The organism is Sinorhizobium psoraleae (genome assembly GCF_013283645.1).
In the GTDB taxonomy this organism is placed as follows: Bacteria; Pseudomonadota; Alphaproteobacteria; order Rhizobiales; family Rhizobiaceae; genus Sinorhizobium; species Sinorhizobium psoraleae.
Map to the genome: position 1 here is coordinate 1,804,386 of NZ_JABEKV010000001.1, position 13,593 is coordinate 1,817,978.

A 13,593-nucleotide genomic window follows, 5' to 3' on the forward strand; every position below is an offset into this window, starting at 1 on the left:
TCACTCCGTCGTCAGCCAAGAAGGTCCCGGATGGCGGCGGCGATTTCGGTCGCGTGGGTTTCCAGCGCGAAGTGGCCGGTGTCGAAGAACGTCACTTGTGCCTCCGGGATATCCCGCTTGAAGGCTTCGGCGCCGGGCGGCAGGAAGAAGGGGTCGTTGCGGCCCCAAGCGGCAAGGAAGCGCGGCTTGTGGGTGCGGAAATACTCCTGGAACACGGGATAGAGCGCGACATTGCTCTTGTAGTCGCCCATCAGGTCGAGCTGGACATCGGTCGCTCCGGGGCGGCCGAGGTAATGATCGTCGAGCGTGTAGCCGTCCGGCGAGACCTTCGCGGCGTCGGGCACGCCGTGCGTGTATTGAAAGCGCGTCATCTCCGGGCTCAGCATCATGCGAAGCGCCTGGCGATTGGCGTCCGACGGCTCCTGCCAGTAGGCGCGCAGCGGGTCCCAGCCGTCGCTCAGGCCCTCGGCATAGGCGTTGCCGTTCTGGGAGATGATCGCGGTGATCCGCTCCGGATGGCGGACGGCGAGACGAAATCCGGTCGGTGCCCCATAGTCGAAGACGTAGACGGCAAAGCGATCGAAGCCGACGAGCTCGGTGAAGCGCTCGATCGTCTCGGCGATCGAGTCGAAGCTGTTTACCTTCGGATCGTCCGATTGGCCGAATCCCGGCAGGTCGGGCGCGATGATGTGGTAGCGGTCGGCAAGCAGCGGGATCAGGTCCCGGAACATGTGGCTCGACGTCGGAAAGCCGTGCAGCAGCAGGAGCTTTTCAGCTCCGGCCAGGCCCGCCTCGCGGTAGAAGATCTTCAGTCCATCGACGTCGGTGCTTCGATAACGGATGTCGGTCATCATGCTTCTCCTGGATGGCTGCCGCCGGATTGCCCGGCGCCGTCGAGTTTCGATGGAGGCAAGATATAATCTTCCGTCATCCGCCATAATCGGCTACTTGCAAGAGATACTATTTTACTGGGTGAGATAATCGTGGACCGTTTCGAAGCCATGTCGATCCTCGTTGCGGCGGTGGAGGCGGGCAGTCTCACCGGCGCCGGCCGGCGGCTGAACATGCCGCTGCCGACCGTCAGCCGAAAGCTCGCCGAACTGGAGGATCACCTCGGAACCCGGCTTCTCACGCGCACGACGCGCAAGCTGACGCTGACCGATGCCGGCAACGACTACTTCCACTCCTGCAAGCGCATCCTAGAGGAGGTGGGCGATGCCGAGCGAAAGGCAGCGGGCGAGCAGAGCGCACCGAAGGGCGAGCTGGTGGTGACGGCGCCGATCGTCTTCGGCCGGCTGCATGTCCTGCCGATCGTCAGCGCGTTTCTCTCGATCTATCCGGATATCAATGTCCGGATGCTGCTTTCCGACCGCAACGTGCATCTGCTCGAAGACGATATCGATCTTGCCGTCCGCATCGGCCCGCTGCCCGACAGCTCGATGGTGGCGAAGCGTGTCGGTTCCGTGCGCCGCGTGGTTTGCGGAAGCCCCGGCTGTTTCGAGCGGCACGGGATTCCCGCAAGCCCGGCCGACCTTAAGCGCCTGCCATGCGTCACCTTCGACATGATGGCGTTGCCGAACGCATGGGCCTTCGGCAAAAGTCCGAACGCCCGGGAACTCAGCGTGGAGATCCGTCCGCGCCTCTGCGTCAACACCGCGGAGGCGGCGGTGGACGCCGCTATCGCCGGGATCGGCGTAACCCGCGTCCTCTCCTACCAGGCGGCCCGCGCGGTGAAAGAGGGCTTGCTGCAGGTGGTTTTGCAGGACTTCGAACCGTCACCGCTGCCGGTCTATATCCTCCATCAGGGTCAGGGCGAATTGCCGTTCAAGATGCGCCGCTTCCTCGACTTTGCCGCGCCGCGCTTGCGCGAGCGGCTGGAGGAAGCGGCGCTGTCGTGATGCGGGGGCGGCAGGGGCGCGTCGAGCAGCATTTGCAGTGCCCAGCCACCGCTCGACCTGCGCTCCGCACGCCGACATGACGATAGGCGCGATATCGCAGACGCGGCGGCGCGAAGGCCTGACGCGGTAAGCCTCTCTCGACCCTCATTCCTGTGCTTGTCACAGTTGCCAGCAGCGCCGCGTCGGCGGCGCTGAGGACTCCGCCGGAGCGCTTCGTACGTAAGCTCGGGTCCTTCGCCGGACAGTCGCCCGGTTCGCAGCTCTTCCTCCACGTCTCAAGCGCTGAAAACACGTTATTCACAGCGCCGACGCGCCGTGGCTGGATCCTGTGACGGGCACAGGAATGAGGGAGGGTGGGGTCCGGCACAGGAACAGGCGGGGATACAGCGTCCGCTGCGCGTCCGATAAGACGCACGGCGCTGTAGAGCGAACCCAAACTTTCCAGCCGTAATCGAAGCCTCAAGCTTGGGCCTTTTGAATCCACTCTGCAATTCTGGCCGCCGCGTCTGTCGGGGACAAACGCGTCACGTCGAGCTTCAGCAAGTTCGTCTCGTCGATACCTGCGAGGACTTTGCCATGTGCGTGGTTTCTCCTCGCCATTTCGGCATCGCGTGGCTTCCTCTTCGCAATTCGTCCGGCTGCCTCGATACGGCGAATATTCTCTTCAAGATCGCAGTGTATATGCACGACGAACAACGGACCCCGCTCGCGACCAAGGCGCACGATCCGTTGCCACTCCGCGTCGCCCCAATCGCTGCTTCCGGCAAGAACCGTCGTTAGCACGACCGGAATTTCGGTCGGGAGTTCCAGAATCAGGTCATGCGCGATTGCTTCGATCTTCTCGACCGTTTCGATGAACTCCGGCGATTTGAACTCCGCCAATGCGAAGGCGACGTTGTAGACACTATGGATATCCAGCAGGCGGCCCGAAATCTTCGATATGAGTTCTTGACCGATCGTGAGCTTCCCCACTCCGGGATAGCCGTTGAGGACAACGATCACCGATTGCTCCTTCTACAGCGCCGCGCGTCAGGTTCCTACTCGAAGAACACAAGGCTCGCGGGCGAGGGCGGCAGCGGTTTTGTGGTGGCGTCGGCAAAGCCGGCGCGGCGGGCCATCTCGGCAAGTTCCCTCTCGGTATAGGCCTCGCCCCTTGGGGTGGTGGCGAGCATTTCCCAGGCGAAGGAGGCCGGGAAGGGCGGCGAGACGCGATCCTCGTTCGGCACGAATTCCACCCCGACGACCCGGCCGCCGGGGGCGAGCGTGTTCCTGCATTTCTTGAGAAGCCCGGCGCAGGTTTCGATGTCGAAGTGATGCAGGAAGTTCGGCAGCAGGATGAGATCGTAGTCGCTGCCCCAGTCGACCTCGAAGGCGCTGCCGGGAATGGTGCGGTAGCGCCCGCCGACGCCGAATTGCCTGGCGTTCTGGCTCGCAAGTTCCAGGACGGCCGCCCAGTCGACGGCGACGATCTCTGCCTCGGGAAAGGTTTTCGCGATCTCGAGACCGAAAAGCCCGTGGCCGGCGGCGATGTCGAGCACCTTTCTCGGCTTTCTCGGCCATTCGGCCATCTCCGCTGCAAGCGCCATGGCGCTCGGCGCGACGAGCGGGCCGACGGCGCGGGCGAATTTCACCCAGACCGGATTGTCGGCCGAGATATTCGCGAGCCCGAGGGCGCCGCCGTTGCGCACGCAGGCCGCCGGATCGTCGAGGTGCAGCGAAAGCATCTCCGGTGCGGCAACGAATTCGATGGCTCCGCCGATATAGGCCGGCGAGTGGCGGACGAGGAAGGTGCGGCTCGATGGGGTCAGCCGATAGGTGTCAGCCTCCTTGATGAGAAAGCCGTTGACGACGAGATAGTCACAAAGCACGCGCACGCCGCGCTCGGAGGCCTTCGCCGCCGCTGCGAGCGAGGCCGCCGTGCCGCCGTCGCCGATCAGGGTGAAAAGATCGAGTTCGATCGCCGCCTTCATCGCGGCCGTCTTCCGGCACGCAAACATCACGTCCACAGCGAGATCGGGCGAGACTTCGCTGATGTCTGGGCCCATGTCTGTGCCCATGTCCGTTTCTACCGTCGATGCCATTGAGTTCTCCCCCTCGAGTTCGCGACCTGCAAGGCATCGACTCCAGATTGGCGAAGCCAAACCGCAGGTCGTAAAGCGATTGCTACAATACACCGGGCGGCCGCGGCGTCGAAGGAAAAAGCCTCGGCATCGCAGAAGTGCCGGCGCGTCACACTCGATACTGCTAGTGGTGAAGATCCGACGCTTGGTACCCGCCACAGGCTCCCGCCTGGGGCGGAGAGCCGTAGTCCAAACGCAGATGCCGTACGGCAGCCTCGCGCCAAACAGTAGCCATTCCATGACGGCAACGACGCTTCGCCTCTTTGAAGCCGCCGTTGCCGTACTTCAGCGCGTCGCCTCTCTTATGAGGTCATCAAGTCGATGACCCGCATGATCGCCACCGCACTGCTCGAGTTCTGGGTGCCTTCTGTCGTGTCGGCATTAGCGCAGGTCCAAACATCACCCTTCTTGACCGTGAATTTTTTCCCATTCTGAACAACCGAAAGTTCCCCCTCAGTCATGTGGCAAAGCATATCGTTCTTCATCACGTTGTCCGGCGTCTTCGCACCGGCTTGGATAACGACATCACGCAGCTTGACCATTTTGTAAGCTGGTATGACCGAAGCCCTCTCACCAAGCGCGACAACTCTGACACCCGGACCAACCTCCTCACCCTCATCTGGGCCATAGGTCTGGGCGGCCGCTGGCGTTGGCCAAGCGATCAAAGGTGTGGCGGCCATTGTAAGACCGAGTACGAGTGTGGATCTACGATTGACGGCTTCCATTGCTTCCTCCCTAGCCAATTCGTTCTGAAAAAGTGGGAAACCAATGAGTTTTGAGCCGCTGCCACCAAGAGTCAACGGCCATTCCCATCTGGCCTGTCTCGTCGCGCTCGTGGTCCGCGAGAGGCTCCATCAGTACAGCGCCGCGCATCTTATCAGACGCGCAAAACTCGCTGTGGCACTTTGATTTGCGGCATGTTTTGGTCCTTTAATCGGCTACGATTAAAGGAAACAGGCAGTAGGTCAGCGAACGTGTCCAAGCGATATTCTTGACGCACGTTCAAAGACAAAGATCGGTGCCGACATCGGCAATGTCGTAGCGCGAGACTGCCGTACAGGTTGCGCTCAGCCCGGGCTGCCCCGGCGCAGGACCCATAGGAGGGCGGCGGCGATGGCGAGGCCGAGGAGTGGCCAGACGGCCCAGAAGGTTCTGTCGAAGGTGAGGAGGTTGACGGCGACGACGATGAGGGCGGCGATGGCAAGCAGGCCGCGGGTGCGGTCAATGTCCTTTCTTCGGCGCAGCCAGAGGAGGGCGTAGAAGATCGATAGGCCGAGTAGCGGCCAGACGGCCCAGAGAACACCGTCCCAGGTGAGGAGGTTTATCGCGACGATTGCAGCGACGATCACGGCGATGACGCCGAATTTGCGGTTGCTGAGCGCTGCGGGAGAAGGGGGCGCTTGCGGCCGCGTAGCTTCCGGGGCGGGTTGCTGGTCCCGGTTTCCGGGTGAACGGCCGGCGGGCTCGCCTGCCAGCGTGTCTTCTGTGGCGCTCGCCCGCCCGGCGGGCGCCTGCGGCTGCACCGTCCCGGGCGCGGATTGCCGGCCCCAGCTGCCGGAACCGCGGGCGGGCTCCGCCGTTGCTGCTCCGTCCTGCCGGGAGCCGTCTTGCCGAACGCTGCTAGTCCCGAAACCGCTCTCCCGGCCAAGGGCCTCCCGTGCGCCATCCCCGGCGCCGATCCTGACGGCATAGCTCGGGACGCCGCCCTCGATGTTCTTCACCTCGAGCTGGCCGAGGAAATCGAAGCCGACGGCGACCTTGTTGCGCACCTGGTCGTAGACGGTGTTGGAGATGACGATGCCGCCGGCCGGCGCAGTCGCCTGCAGGCGGGCGGCGATGTTGACGCCGTCGCCATAGAGGTCGTCGCCCTCGGCGATGACGTCGCCGAGATTGATGCCGATGCGAAAGAGCATCCGCGTCTCGCTGGGGCGCTCGGCGTTGAGGCCCGCAAGCTCGTTCTGGACGTCGACGGCGGCGCGCACCGCCTCGACCACGCTCGGAAATTCGGCGATCAGCCCGTCGCCCCAGGTGTTGACGACGCGGCCGTCATGCGCCTCGATCAGCCGCGCCATGGCGTCGCGGTAGCGCTTCAGCGTCGCGAGCGTGCCTTCCTCGTCCGCCCCCATCAGGCGCGAATAATCCTGCACGTCGGCGGAGAAGATCGTCGTCAGCTTGCGGCGGATTTCGGACATGATGGTTCGTCCTTGCTTCGGTTCCGCCGGGTGGCAGACGAAAGAGCGGCGGGGCGCTTGCGCACGACGGGGCCGTGCCACCTTGGATTGCGCGCAAGCCTGACCTTACTGCATGTTTGCTTGAATCGAAGCCGATTCAAGAGCGGCAGGTCAAAAGTGCTACCGTGAGCTTTGTGCGCCTGTAAAGATACACGGCGCTGTAGATCGATTCCGTGGGAAAGGCACTGCTGCCTGATTTTGCCCTTAAATCGATTCCGATTTGAGGCATCATGCGGCAGCACAGACGAGGTCAAGGCCATGCACAAGTTCACAGTCACCGTCACGGAAGAGTTCGAGGCCGACACTGCCGAAGAGGCCGCCTTGCTCATGTATCAGCAACTGACCAAAGAGCCGGCCCCTCTGAATTATTCGGTCGCGGACGAGACGAAGATTGCGACCGATCTGACGCTGGACAGGGAAAAGGCAGATGAGTTTGCCAGTGTCGATCACACGGCAGATCCCGGCAACTGGTAGCTCGCGGCGAGAACTGTGACGATGCATGAAGCGTCCAGTGTTCCCTTCGAGGCGCGGCAGGCGCTGCCGGTCATCCGGCACGCTTTCGGAGATTCGCTGGTGGCTGCGTATCTCCATGGCTCGTCGGTCTCGGGAGGGCTGCGCCCGGACAGCGACGTGGACGTGCTCGTTGTCATCGACCGGCCGACGACGCATGCGGTGCGCGCTGAACTCGTAACAGAGCTGATGAAGATCTCGGGGCGTCCCGGCGACAACGTCTCCCGCCCGCTTGAGCTGATTGTCTTCCACCGCGCCGACCTCAAGGCAGCGGTCTATCCGGCGCGCGGCGAGTTTGTCTACGGCGAATGGCTGCGCGAGGCTTTCGAGGCAGGGGAGGTGCCGGCGCCGGTATCCGATCCCGAATTTACGCTGTTGCTGGCACAAGCCCGGCACGAAGCCCGGTCCCTCATCGGCCCCGATCCGGCGGAACTCCTGCCGATCATTCCGGAAACGGACATACGCCGCGCCATTGGCGACGCGCTTCCGGCGCTCATCTCTTCGCTCGAGGGGGACGAACGCAATGTCCTTCTGACGCTCGCACGCATGTGGAGGACCTTGGCGACCGGGCAGTTCGTGCCGAAGGACGTGGCGGCCGAATGGGCCATGTCTCGCTTGCCTGCCGAGTCGGCAACGCTGGTCGCCCATGCCCGGGAGGCGTATCTCGGCGCAACGCGGGATGATTGGCGGCCTCGCCGGCAGGAAGCCCGGCGCGTGGCCGGCGACCTCAGCGCCCGGGTGGTTGCGATGCTGTGACGGGCCCGCCGGTGGCGCTTCCGACAAACGCGACGCTCGTGGGGGAGCGGGCTCAGGCGTGGTCAATAAGCGCGATCACGTCGTCGGTTGAACGCACATCGCCGAAGCTGCGATAGATGTTGTGAAGCGCGGCATTATGGTCCTGATCGCGTCTCGCTGCGGTGGCGTCGCCGACCACGATCACGCGAAATCCCGATGCAAAAGCGTCTCTTGCGGAGGATTCGCAGCATATGTTGGTGACCGCGCCGGTGATGACGACGTTTTCCATACCGCGGTCCCGGAGCGCCGCCGGCAGCGGCGAGGCGCCGGGGTAGAATGCGCTATAGGCGTTCTTCTCGAACAGGAGATCGCCCGCTTCGGGACGAAGGGCGGGCCACAGTCTTTCGGCGATCGGGCCGGACCCGCCGGACGTTCGAAACAGTTCCGCGATATCCTTGCCGAAGAACTCCTCCGCGAGCGCCGGATGGCGATGCTCCGGGGCGGGGACGATCCAGGAGACGACACCCCCGGCCGCCCGCAGGCAATCGGCGATGCGCAGGATGTTGGGCACAATCCCCCGGCAATAGCCGTTCTGCTCCAGGAAGAACGGCACCATGTCGATCACGACCAGCGCCGTGCGGGCGGGCGCGATGCGCTCGAACGCATGCCGCCGGCCCCTTCGCTCCTCCTGGCGCGCGTATTCGCGCGGCTCGATGGCCCAGTTGTGGTATTTCGGCGGGGGATATTCCATGGACACGCTCCGGACGGATCGCCTGAGAGTTCGGGGCCGAATCTCGCGGCGTACGACATCATCGCACAGATTTGACGAGCACCGGGATGAGGGAGGACGTGGCCACGGCGAGGCATCCCGAGGGTGCCGGTGATCCATCGCAGGCATCAGACCGGCGAAACAACCCGTTCGCCGTAGTGGTGCGTGTACTCGCCCGTTCCAAAGCTGTCGAAGCCCTGGGACCAGCGTTTTCCCGGCCAGATGTAGTCCACCCGGCCTTCGGCGAGCCGGTAAACGGCCGTGTAGAGCGTTGGGGAAGGGCCACGCGCGGAATAAAGCGGCGGCTCGAGAAAACGGTCGGTCAGCGTCGAAAGCGACATGGAAGGATCCTCCAGCGCTTGCAAAACCGCGAGCTGCCGTGCCAGCGAAGACGACGAGGGTCTTCCGGTCCGCTGGTGGTTCGTGCATGCCTTGAGGCGCGAGACGGTTGGTCGCTGGCCGGGGCCGAGGAGCAGGGTGGCATAGTGGCCGGAGCGGTCGAGCACGGTCACGTTCTGCGGGAGCGCCACCGGTATCCGGCACAAGGCCGCCACCGCCTCGCGCACCTGGCGGCAGGTCTCGAGCACGTAGCGGATGACGAGAATGATCGAGAAGCCGACGCCCTGGGCGCGGCTTCCGCCCAAGGTCACGCTGGCGACCAGTCCTTCCTCGTTCATCCCGTCCAGGCATCCACCCCAGGGGCGCTGCGCCTTCGCAATCACTCTCAGGCCCGACCACGCGGTCATCTCGAAACGCTCGGAGACGATATCGGGCGGATAATCGAAGTTGCGGATGAGCGCCGGACCTTCTTCTCCCAGCCAGACGGCCTGGCTGCACCCATAGCGCTCCGGCGCCGGGCGGTAATGGCTCAGCACCCGGTGGGCGACCTCATCATCTCCGACGAGGCCGCAGGCGTCGTCATAGTAAGGGATAAGCTCGGGCATGTGCTGCCACAGGGCGGCGCGACAGTCCCTGGCGTTCGGGGTCGATGCCACGGCGCGGCCGAAATACCATTTCTCGGCCTCGGCCCGGCCGGCGGTGAACCGGGACAGCCAAGCTTCCCCGGGCCGGTCCTCCCGCGCTGCGACGAACCTCTTGTACATGGCGGCAGGAGTATAAGGAGGGAAGGGGCCGGGTGGCAACGCAGACCCTACTACAGGCCTCCTTGAATCGGAGCCGATTCAAGGAAAAAAAGATGCAGCAGTTCAAAGTGCTACAGCGACTTTCGTGCGTCTGGGAAGACGCTCGGCGCCGCCGTTGCCAGCCGCAAGAGCTGAATGTCAATTGAACGTGTGCAGCTTGATTTTCAAGCTGCCGTCGGCCTGCCGCTCGAAAACATGCGTGGCAATTCCGCCCCACGGCTGGTCTTTGCCTTGAGCATCCTTGCCCTTGGCCGACCATTTTGCTGCGCCGTAGATCAATTTCTCGTCGCCGTCCGCCCTGATCACTTCGAGTTTGTGATCCGTGGCGCCCATGCCGAATATGCCGCTGAAAAACTTTTCGACGCCGGAAGGTCCTTCGACCACGTCGTGACTTGGGGGAAGAAGGAGCGCGTCCTCGGTATAGAAGGTGGCAACCGCCTTGGCGTCCCCTTTTCCGAAGGCCTCGTCCCAAGCCGTGTAGGCGGCCTTGACATCGTCTTCAAGGGGACCGGCACGAACCTCCATCGACGCCATGGAGATGGAGCATGCTGCGAGCGCAATTCGCCAACCAACACGTGTCGTGAACATGGCTTTCCTCCTCCTGATTGTTATTATGCCCCTGGGAAGTTCATAATATACCTCTGTTCGCCTTGAGGCGACGTCAGAGGCACGGATCGTCGAAAACTATGATGCCGTTCAAGCTTTCGATTGCAGACCCGCGTCAAGGTCGGGGTTGTGGGTTCCCGGGACAGGGCTAACTGCCGCGCTCCACTCCGTTGCGGACCGTTGAGATCGGCCGAAGCTCGCTCGGCCGGCCCGTTTCTTAAAGGAAGAGCCATGCCTTTAGTCATTCTGATTGGCGCTTCAGGGTCGGGAAAAACGACGATCGCCCAGGCCATCCAGGATCGCCATGCCGAGAGTGTCGACGTCTTTTATTTCGATCGGGTCGGCGTGCCATCGCTCGAGCAGATGATCGCCGAATACGGGTCAGCCGAGGGCTGGCAGCGCGCCATGACCATCGCGTGGATGATGAAGCTTGCGCAACCCGTCAAATCCGGAGGCAGCGTGCTATTCGAAGGCCAGACACGCGTTTCCTTTCTCGCAGACGGAGCGTCCGCCGCCGGTGGTTTCAGTTATCTGCCGATTCTCGTGGACTGCGATGATGAAACCAGATCGAAGCGCCTGACGGTCGACCGAGAGCAAGCTGAACTGGCGACCGAAGACATGATGAACTGGGCGCGATATTTGCGGTACGAGGCCAGGAGGAGCGGCTGCGAAATACTCGACACGTCCTCGCTCTCGCTGGATGAAAGCATTTCATACGTCATGACCAGGCTGCGTTGAGCGGTCTAACGCTCTGTATCCCAATATGTCCAAGCGGCCGGCCGCTACACAGGCTTTCAAATCGGCTGGGCGCCAAAACATTGGAGATACATGTCGGCCGTCTTTTGTGACCGTAAGTCATCCGGTCACCGAAGAGGTCAACGACCATGTTCATCAGGACACTTGCGGCAGCCGCCGCTGCCGCCGTGCTCGCCACGAGCGCTTTCGCAGAAGGCTCGGGAGAGGGCCGCCCGGCGCCGGTGTTCTTTCCCATCAAGAACGAGCCGCCGCCGAAGCTGATCGTGGAGCCGCCGCTTGCCGGGGCGCTCGCGCGCGGCGCCGTGCTCATCCCGTACCGGACCGAGAACTTCCGCATCGTATCGGTGTTCGGGGCGGGCGCCAGCACCGTGTCTCCACGGGTCGGGCATCTGCATGTCACCGTCGATGACTCGCCCTGGCGCTGGGCGGAAACGGGCGACACCAGCACGGTTGTCGTGGTCGGGCTGCCGCCCGGCGAGCACAAGGTGCGGCTCGAACTGGCGAGCCCCGAGCACCAGGTCTTCACCGGAGAAACGGTGGCGTTCACCGTGCCCGAGACTGCGGCCCACCCGCATTGAAGGCTGTGCAATCTAGATCAACGATAGAGGTATCGGAGACTGGCAATGAGAAGTTTTTTCAGAGCGGCATGGCAGACGAAGAACGGAAGGCGCAGGCGGACCGCATTCAGGCGATGGCGAGGACAAATGATCAAGCCCCCGGGAATCATTGCCGCGGCGGAAATTTGGCGGCAACTCCGACTGGCTTTGACGAAGGCCGAACGGGAGGAGACCGGCGCCGCGGCAAGGCGCCCCGATTTCAATCCGGAAATTCCGAGAACATTCGATCCGGTGAGGGTGCCCACGCCGCCGCTCGCTTTGAATTGTTTGTACTGACCTCGGCAGCCGGCAGCCTATTGCAGGATCCTGTTCGTCATCAGCCATTTCGCAGAGCGGGGCCATGCGTGGTTCGCACCCATGCGAAGATTGGTGAAGCCCTGCGAAACCGGCTTCCCGGTTTCAGCGTCAAGGATGCGGATGAACATGGTGTGCTCTGTTCGGTTGACGCGCGTCACGACGCCCAGCAAGGCAAGTGACGCGCCGTGCTCCCTGGCGATCTTGCCCTCACAGCCCCCGCAGTTGCGCAATCCGTGCGGCGCCGCCTGCTCATCCAATTCGGGCGCATCGATGACGGCAAAGCGCCCGGACTTCGACAGCATGTCCTTCGCAACTTGCTCGGACTCGGACAGATAGCGCCGGTCGTGTTCGTCCGGGGGAATTATTCCTGCCCCGGCGCTCTTGTCTTCCAATTCGAAGGGAAACACCTCGATTGCCATCGGCTTTGCCTGCTGAGCCTGCGCAAATGAACAGGTGCCCGCAAGCAGCGTCATCACGACAGTCAACGTGCGAATACGCATGGTCGTCCTCCCGTCAATGTGACCGCCATTGTACACGGCTGCCGCATGTTTCCTTAGCCGTCTCACGGACAAAGGTGCAGCAGGCGCTACAGCGCGTCTGATCCCGGTACAGGGCAGCAGCCTGCCGCGCCTCGTCGGTTGCGTACGGAGCGGGCGCGCGGCGCTTCAGGCGCGTGACGGCTTCGGCGAGCGCGAGCGCCGCGAAGCGCTTCGTATCAAACTGTGTCCGACCGGCATTCGCCCGGCAATCGCTTACACAGCGACCCCCATCCCGAAACATCCGAGATACGTAAGGAGCGCGATATGTGCCTCGACGGGCGGTTCGGGTAATCAGGCCTCGGCATCGCCCTGGGGGAAGGACGCGGACGGACCCTCCTGACGTCCGCGTCCTCACCCTTGGACGTTAAGGAGCTGTGTCGGCGACGGCGGGTGTCCGAAATCGCTGCATATATGACATTTGAGACATCGGCGCTTCGCCCTAGTATCGAAGCAGTTCAACCAAATGGAGCCTGTCATGACCCAGAACTCGAAAGGTACCGCGCTGATCACCGGCGCTTCCTCCGGCATCGGGGCGATCTATGCCGATCGCCTCGCGCGCAGAGGCTATGATCTGATCCTTGTCGCTCGCAACAAGGCACGCCTCGATCAACTGGCCAAGCGCCTCAGCGACGAGACCGGCCGCTCTGTCGAAGTGGTTGCGGCGGACCTCGGCGACCGGGCCGATCTCGCCCGCATCGAGACGGTGCTTCGGACCGACGCCAGCATCACCACGCTGGTCAACAATGCCGGCGTCGGCGCGACCGGGCCGCTCTTGGCCTCCGATGTCGACAAGATGGAAGAGATGATCACGCTGAACGTCACCGCGCTGACACGGCTGAGCTACGCCGCGGTGCCGGGCTTCGTGGCACGTGGCGCCGGCACCATCATCAACATCGCTTCGATCGTCGGCATCGCGCCGGAAGTGCTGAACGGCGTCTACGGCGGCTCAAAGGCCTTCGTGCTCGCCTTCACCCTGTCGCTGCAGAAGGAGCTTGCCGACACGAACATCCGCATCCAGGCCGTGCTTCCGGGCGCGACGGCAACCGATTTCTGGGGCCTCGCCGGCACGCCTCTGGAGCATGTGCCGAGCGAGATCGTCATGCGCGCCGAGGACATGGTCGACGCCGCGCTTGCCGGCTTCGATCTTGGCGAGCGGATCACCATTCCCTCGCTGCCGGACGCAGGCGATTGGGAAGCCTACGAGGCGGCGCGCCAGAAGCTCATACCGAACCTCTCCTTGAGCGTGCCCGCCGCGCGGTACCTGTCCGTGGGCTGACCCCGCCGTCCGCGTCCTTCGAATTGCAGGAGCCCCCGTCGGCGGCGAGCCGCCGACGCTAGCAAACCTCTCCGGCGGCGTGCCGCCGGCCCCACAG

At 63.4% G+C, this 13,593-nt stretch carries 15 protein-coding genes; 6 read left to right on the top strand and 9 right to left on the bottom strand.

The genetic code is table 11. The features are described 5' to 3' along the window. Positions 1-11 precede the first annotated feature (11 nt). Complete coding sequence (locus ILFOPFJJ_RS08500) at positions 12-851, bottom strand: alpha/beta fold hydrolase (protein ID WP_173510063.1); 840 nt, start codon at positions 849-851, stop codon at positions 12-14. A 132-nt stretch (positions 852-983) separates the two neighbouring features. On the opposite strand from ILFOPFJJ_RS08500, the gene ILFOPFJJ_RS08505 reads away from it, so the two are divergent. Then, positions 984-1,898 carry a LysR family transcriptional regulator gene (locus ILFOPFJJ_RS08505; protein WP_173510064.1) on the top strand — a complete coding sequence of 305 codons (915 nt, stop codon included), beginning with the start codon at positions 984-986 and terminating at the stop codon, positions 1,896-1,898. Between the two features lie 459 nt (positions 1,899-2,357). On the opposite strand, the gene ILFOPFJJ_RS08510 is transcribed toward ILFOPFJJ_RS08505, so the two are convergent. From ILFOPFJJ_RS08510 to ILFOPFJJ_RS08525, 4 genes are all read right to left on the bottom strand, one after another. Then, a complete protein-coding gene (locus tag ILFOPFJJ_RS08510) occupies positions 2,358-2,900 on the bottom strand; it encodes an ATP-binding protein (protein ID WP_173510065.1) in 543 nt (180 codons plus the stop codon). A gap of 35 nt (positions 2,901-2,935) precedes the next feature. Continuing rightward, positions 2,936-3,979, bottom strand: coding sequence for a methyltransferase (locus tag ILFOPFJJ_RS08515; protein ID WP_446677092.1), 1,044 nt, complete (start codon positions 3,977-3,979; stop codon positions 2,936-2,938). Positions 3,980-4,320: 341 nt separating this feature from the next. Beyond that, positions 4,321-4,743, bottom strand: a complete 423-nt coding sequence (locus tag ILFOPFJJ_RS08520; protein ID WP_173510066.1) for a hypothetical protein — start codon at positions 4,741-4,743, stop codon at positions 4,321-4,323. Positions 4,744-5,085: 342 nt separating this feature from the next. Continuing rightward, the gene (locus tag ILFOPFJJ_RS08525; protein ID WP_173510067.1) at positions 5,086-6,210 is read right to left on the bottom strand and encodes an adenylate/guanylate cyclase domain-containing protein; all 1,125 of its coding nucleotides are present in this window, start codon (positions 6,208-6,210) and stop codon (positions 5,086-5,088) included. A 297-nt stretch (positions 6,211-6,507) separates the two neighbouring features. On the opposite strand from ILFOPFJJ_RS08525, the gene ILFOPFJJ_RS08530 reads away from it, so the two are divergent. Beyond that, complete coding sequence (locus tag ILFOPFJJ_RS08530; protein WP_173510068.1) at positions 6,508-6,723, top strand: hypothetical protein; 216 nt, start codon at positions 6,508-6,510, stop codon at positions 6,721-6,723. A gap of 21 nt (positions 6,724-6,744) precedes the next feature. Beyond that, positions 6,745-7,515, top strand: coding sequence for an aminoglycoside adenylyltransferase family protein (locus tag ILFOPFJJ_RS08535; RefSeq protein ID WP_173510069.1), 771 nt, complete (start codon positions 6,745-6,747; stop codon positions 7,513-7,515). 52 nt (positions 7,516-7,567) lie between these two features. Here the strand turns inward: ILFOPFJJ_RS08535 and ILFOPFJJ_RS08540 are convergent, their stop codons facing one another. The 3 genes from ILFOPFJJ_RS08540 to ILFOPFJJ_RS08550 form a co-directional block, all read right to left on the bottom strand. Continuing rightward, positions 7,568-8,245: a cysteine hydrolase family protein gene (locus tag ILFOPFJJ_RS08540; protein WP_173510070.1), complete on the bottom strand. Its 678-nt coding sequence runs from the start codon at positions 8,243-8,245 to the stop codon at positions 7,568-7,570. A 146-nt stretch (positions 8,246-8,391) separates the two neighbouring features. Further along, entirely contained in the window at positions 8,392-9,366 is a 975-nt protein-coding gene (locus ILFOPFJJ_RS08545) for a C45 family autoproteolytic acyltransferase/hydrolase (RefSeq protein ID WP_173510071.1), read from the bottom strand. Between the two features lie 177 nt (positions 9,367-9,543). After that, positions 9,544-9,993, bottom strand: coding sequence for a YybH family protein (locus tag ILFOPFJJ_RS08550; protein ID WP_246299503.1), 450 nt, complete (start codon positions 9,991-9,993; stop codon positions 9,544-9,546). A gap of 249 nt (positions 9,994-10,242) precedes the next feature. Between ILFOPFJJ_RS08550 and ILFOPFJJ_RS08555 the strand changes: the two genes are divergently transcribed. Both ILFOPFJJ_RS08555 and ILFOPFJJ_RS08560 read left to right on the top strand, forming a co-directional pair. Beyond that, positions 10,243-10,749 (top strand): AAA family ATPase, encoded by a 507-nt coding sequence (locus ILFOPFJJ_RS08555; protein ID WP_173510072.1) that lies wholly within the window; start codon positions 10,243-10,245, stop codon positions 10,747-10,749. A 146-nt stretch (positions 10,750-10,895) separates the two neighbouring features. Further along, the gene (locus tag ILFOPFJJ_RS08560) at positions 10,896-11,345 is read left to right on the top strand and encodes a DUF6130 family protein (protein WP_173510073.1); all 450 of its coding nucleotides are present in this window, start codon (positions 10,896-10,898) and stop codon (positions 11,343-11,345) included. A 332-nt stretch (positions 11,346-11,677) separates the two neighbouring features. Here the strand turns inward: ILFOPFJJ_RS08560 and ILFOPFJJ_RS08565 are convergent, their stop codons facing one another. Then, positions 11,678-12,181 carry a DUF2380 domain-containing protein gene (locus ILFOPFJJ_RS08565; protein ID WP_173510074.1) on the bottom strand — a complete coding sequence of 168 codons (504 nt, stop codon included), beginning with the start codon at positions 12,179-12,181 and terminating at the stop codon, positions 11,678-11,680. Positions 12,182-12,695: 514 nt separating this feature from the next. Between ILFOPFJJ_RS08565 and ILFOPFJJ_RS08570 the strand changes: the two genes are divergently transcribed. Further along, positions 12,696-13,496 carry an SDR family NAD(P)-dependent oxidoreductase gene (locus tag ILFOPFJJ_RS08570; protein WP_173510075.1) on the top strand — a complete coding sequence of 267 codons (801 nt, stop codon included), beginning with the start codon at positions 12,696-12,698 and terminating at the stop codon, positions 13,494-13,496. Positions 13,497-13,593 lie beyond the last annotated feature (97 nt).

Bases quoted from the DNA above. Each gene is read 5' to 3' on its own strand.
- ILFOPFJJ_RS08560 (WP_173510073.1), top strand. From the start codon at position 10,896: ATGTTCATCAGGACACTTGCGGCAGCCGCCGCTGCCGCCGTGCTCGCC.
- ILFOPFJJ_RS08545 (WP_173510071.1), bottom strand. From the start codon at position 9,366: ATGTACAAGAGGTTCGTCGCAGCGCGGGAGGACCGGCCCGGGGAAGCT.
- ILFOPFJJ_RS08565 (WP_173510074.1), bottom strand. From the start codon at position 12,181: ATGCGTATTCGCACGTTGACTGTCGTGATGACGCTGCTTGCGGGCACC.
- ILFOPFJJ_RS08535 (WP_173510069.1), top strand. From the start codon at position 6,745: ATGCATGAAGCGTCCAGTGTTCCCTTCGAGGCGCGGCAGGCGCTGCCG.
- ILFOPFJJ_RS08550 (WP_246299503.1), bottom strand. From the start codon at position 9,993: ATGTTCACGACACGTGTTGGTTGGCGAATTGCGCTCGCAGCATGCTCC.
- ILFOPFJJ_RS08525 (WP_173510067.1), bottom strand. From the start codon at position 6,210: ATGTCCGAAATCCGCCGCAAGCTGACGACGATCTTCTCCGCCGACGTG.
- ILFOPFJJ_RS08540 (WP_173510070.1), bottom strand. From the start codon at position 8,245: ATGGAATATCCCCCGCCGAAATACCACAACTGGGCCATCGAGCCGCGC.
- ILFOPFJJ_RS08530 (WP_173510068.1), top strand. From the start codon at position 6,508: ATGCACAAGTTCACAGTCACCGTCACGGAAGAGTTCGAGGCCGACACT.
- ILFOPFJJ_RS08570 (WP_173510075.1), top strand. From the start codon at position 12,696: ATGACCCAGAACTCGAAAGGTACCGCGCTGATCACCGGCGCTTCCTCC.
- ILFOPFJJ_RS08555 (WP_173510072.1), top strand. From the start codon at position 10,243: ATGCCTTTAGTCATTCTGATTGGCGCTTCAGGGTCGGGAAAAACGACG.
- ILFOPFJJ_RS08515 (WP_446677092.1), bottom strand. From the start codon at position 3,979: ATGGCATCGACGGTAGAAACGGACATGGGCACAGACATGGGCCCAGAC.
- ILFOPFJJ_RS08520 (WP_173510066.1), bottom strand. From the start codon at position 4,743: ATGGAAGCCGTCAATCGTAGATCCACACTCGTACTCGGTCTTACAATG.
- ILFOPFJJ_RS08500 (WP_173510063.1), bottom strand. From the start codon at position 851: ATGACCGACATCCGTTATCGAAGCACCGACGTCGATGGACTGAAGATC.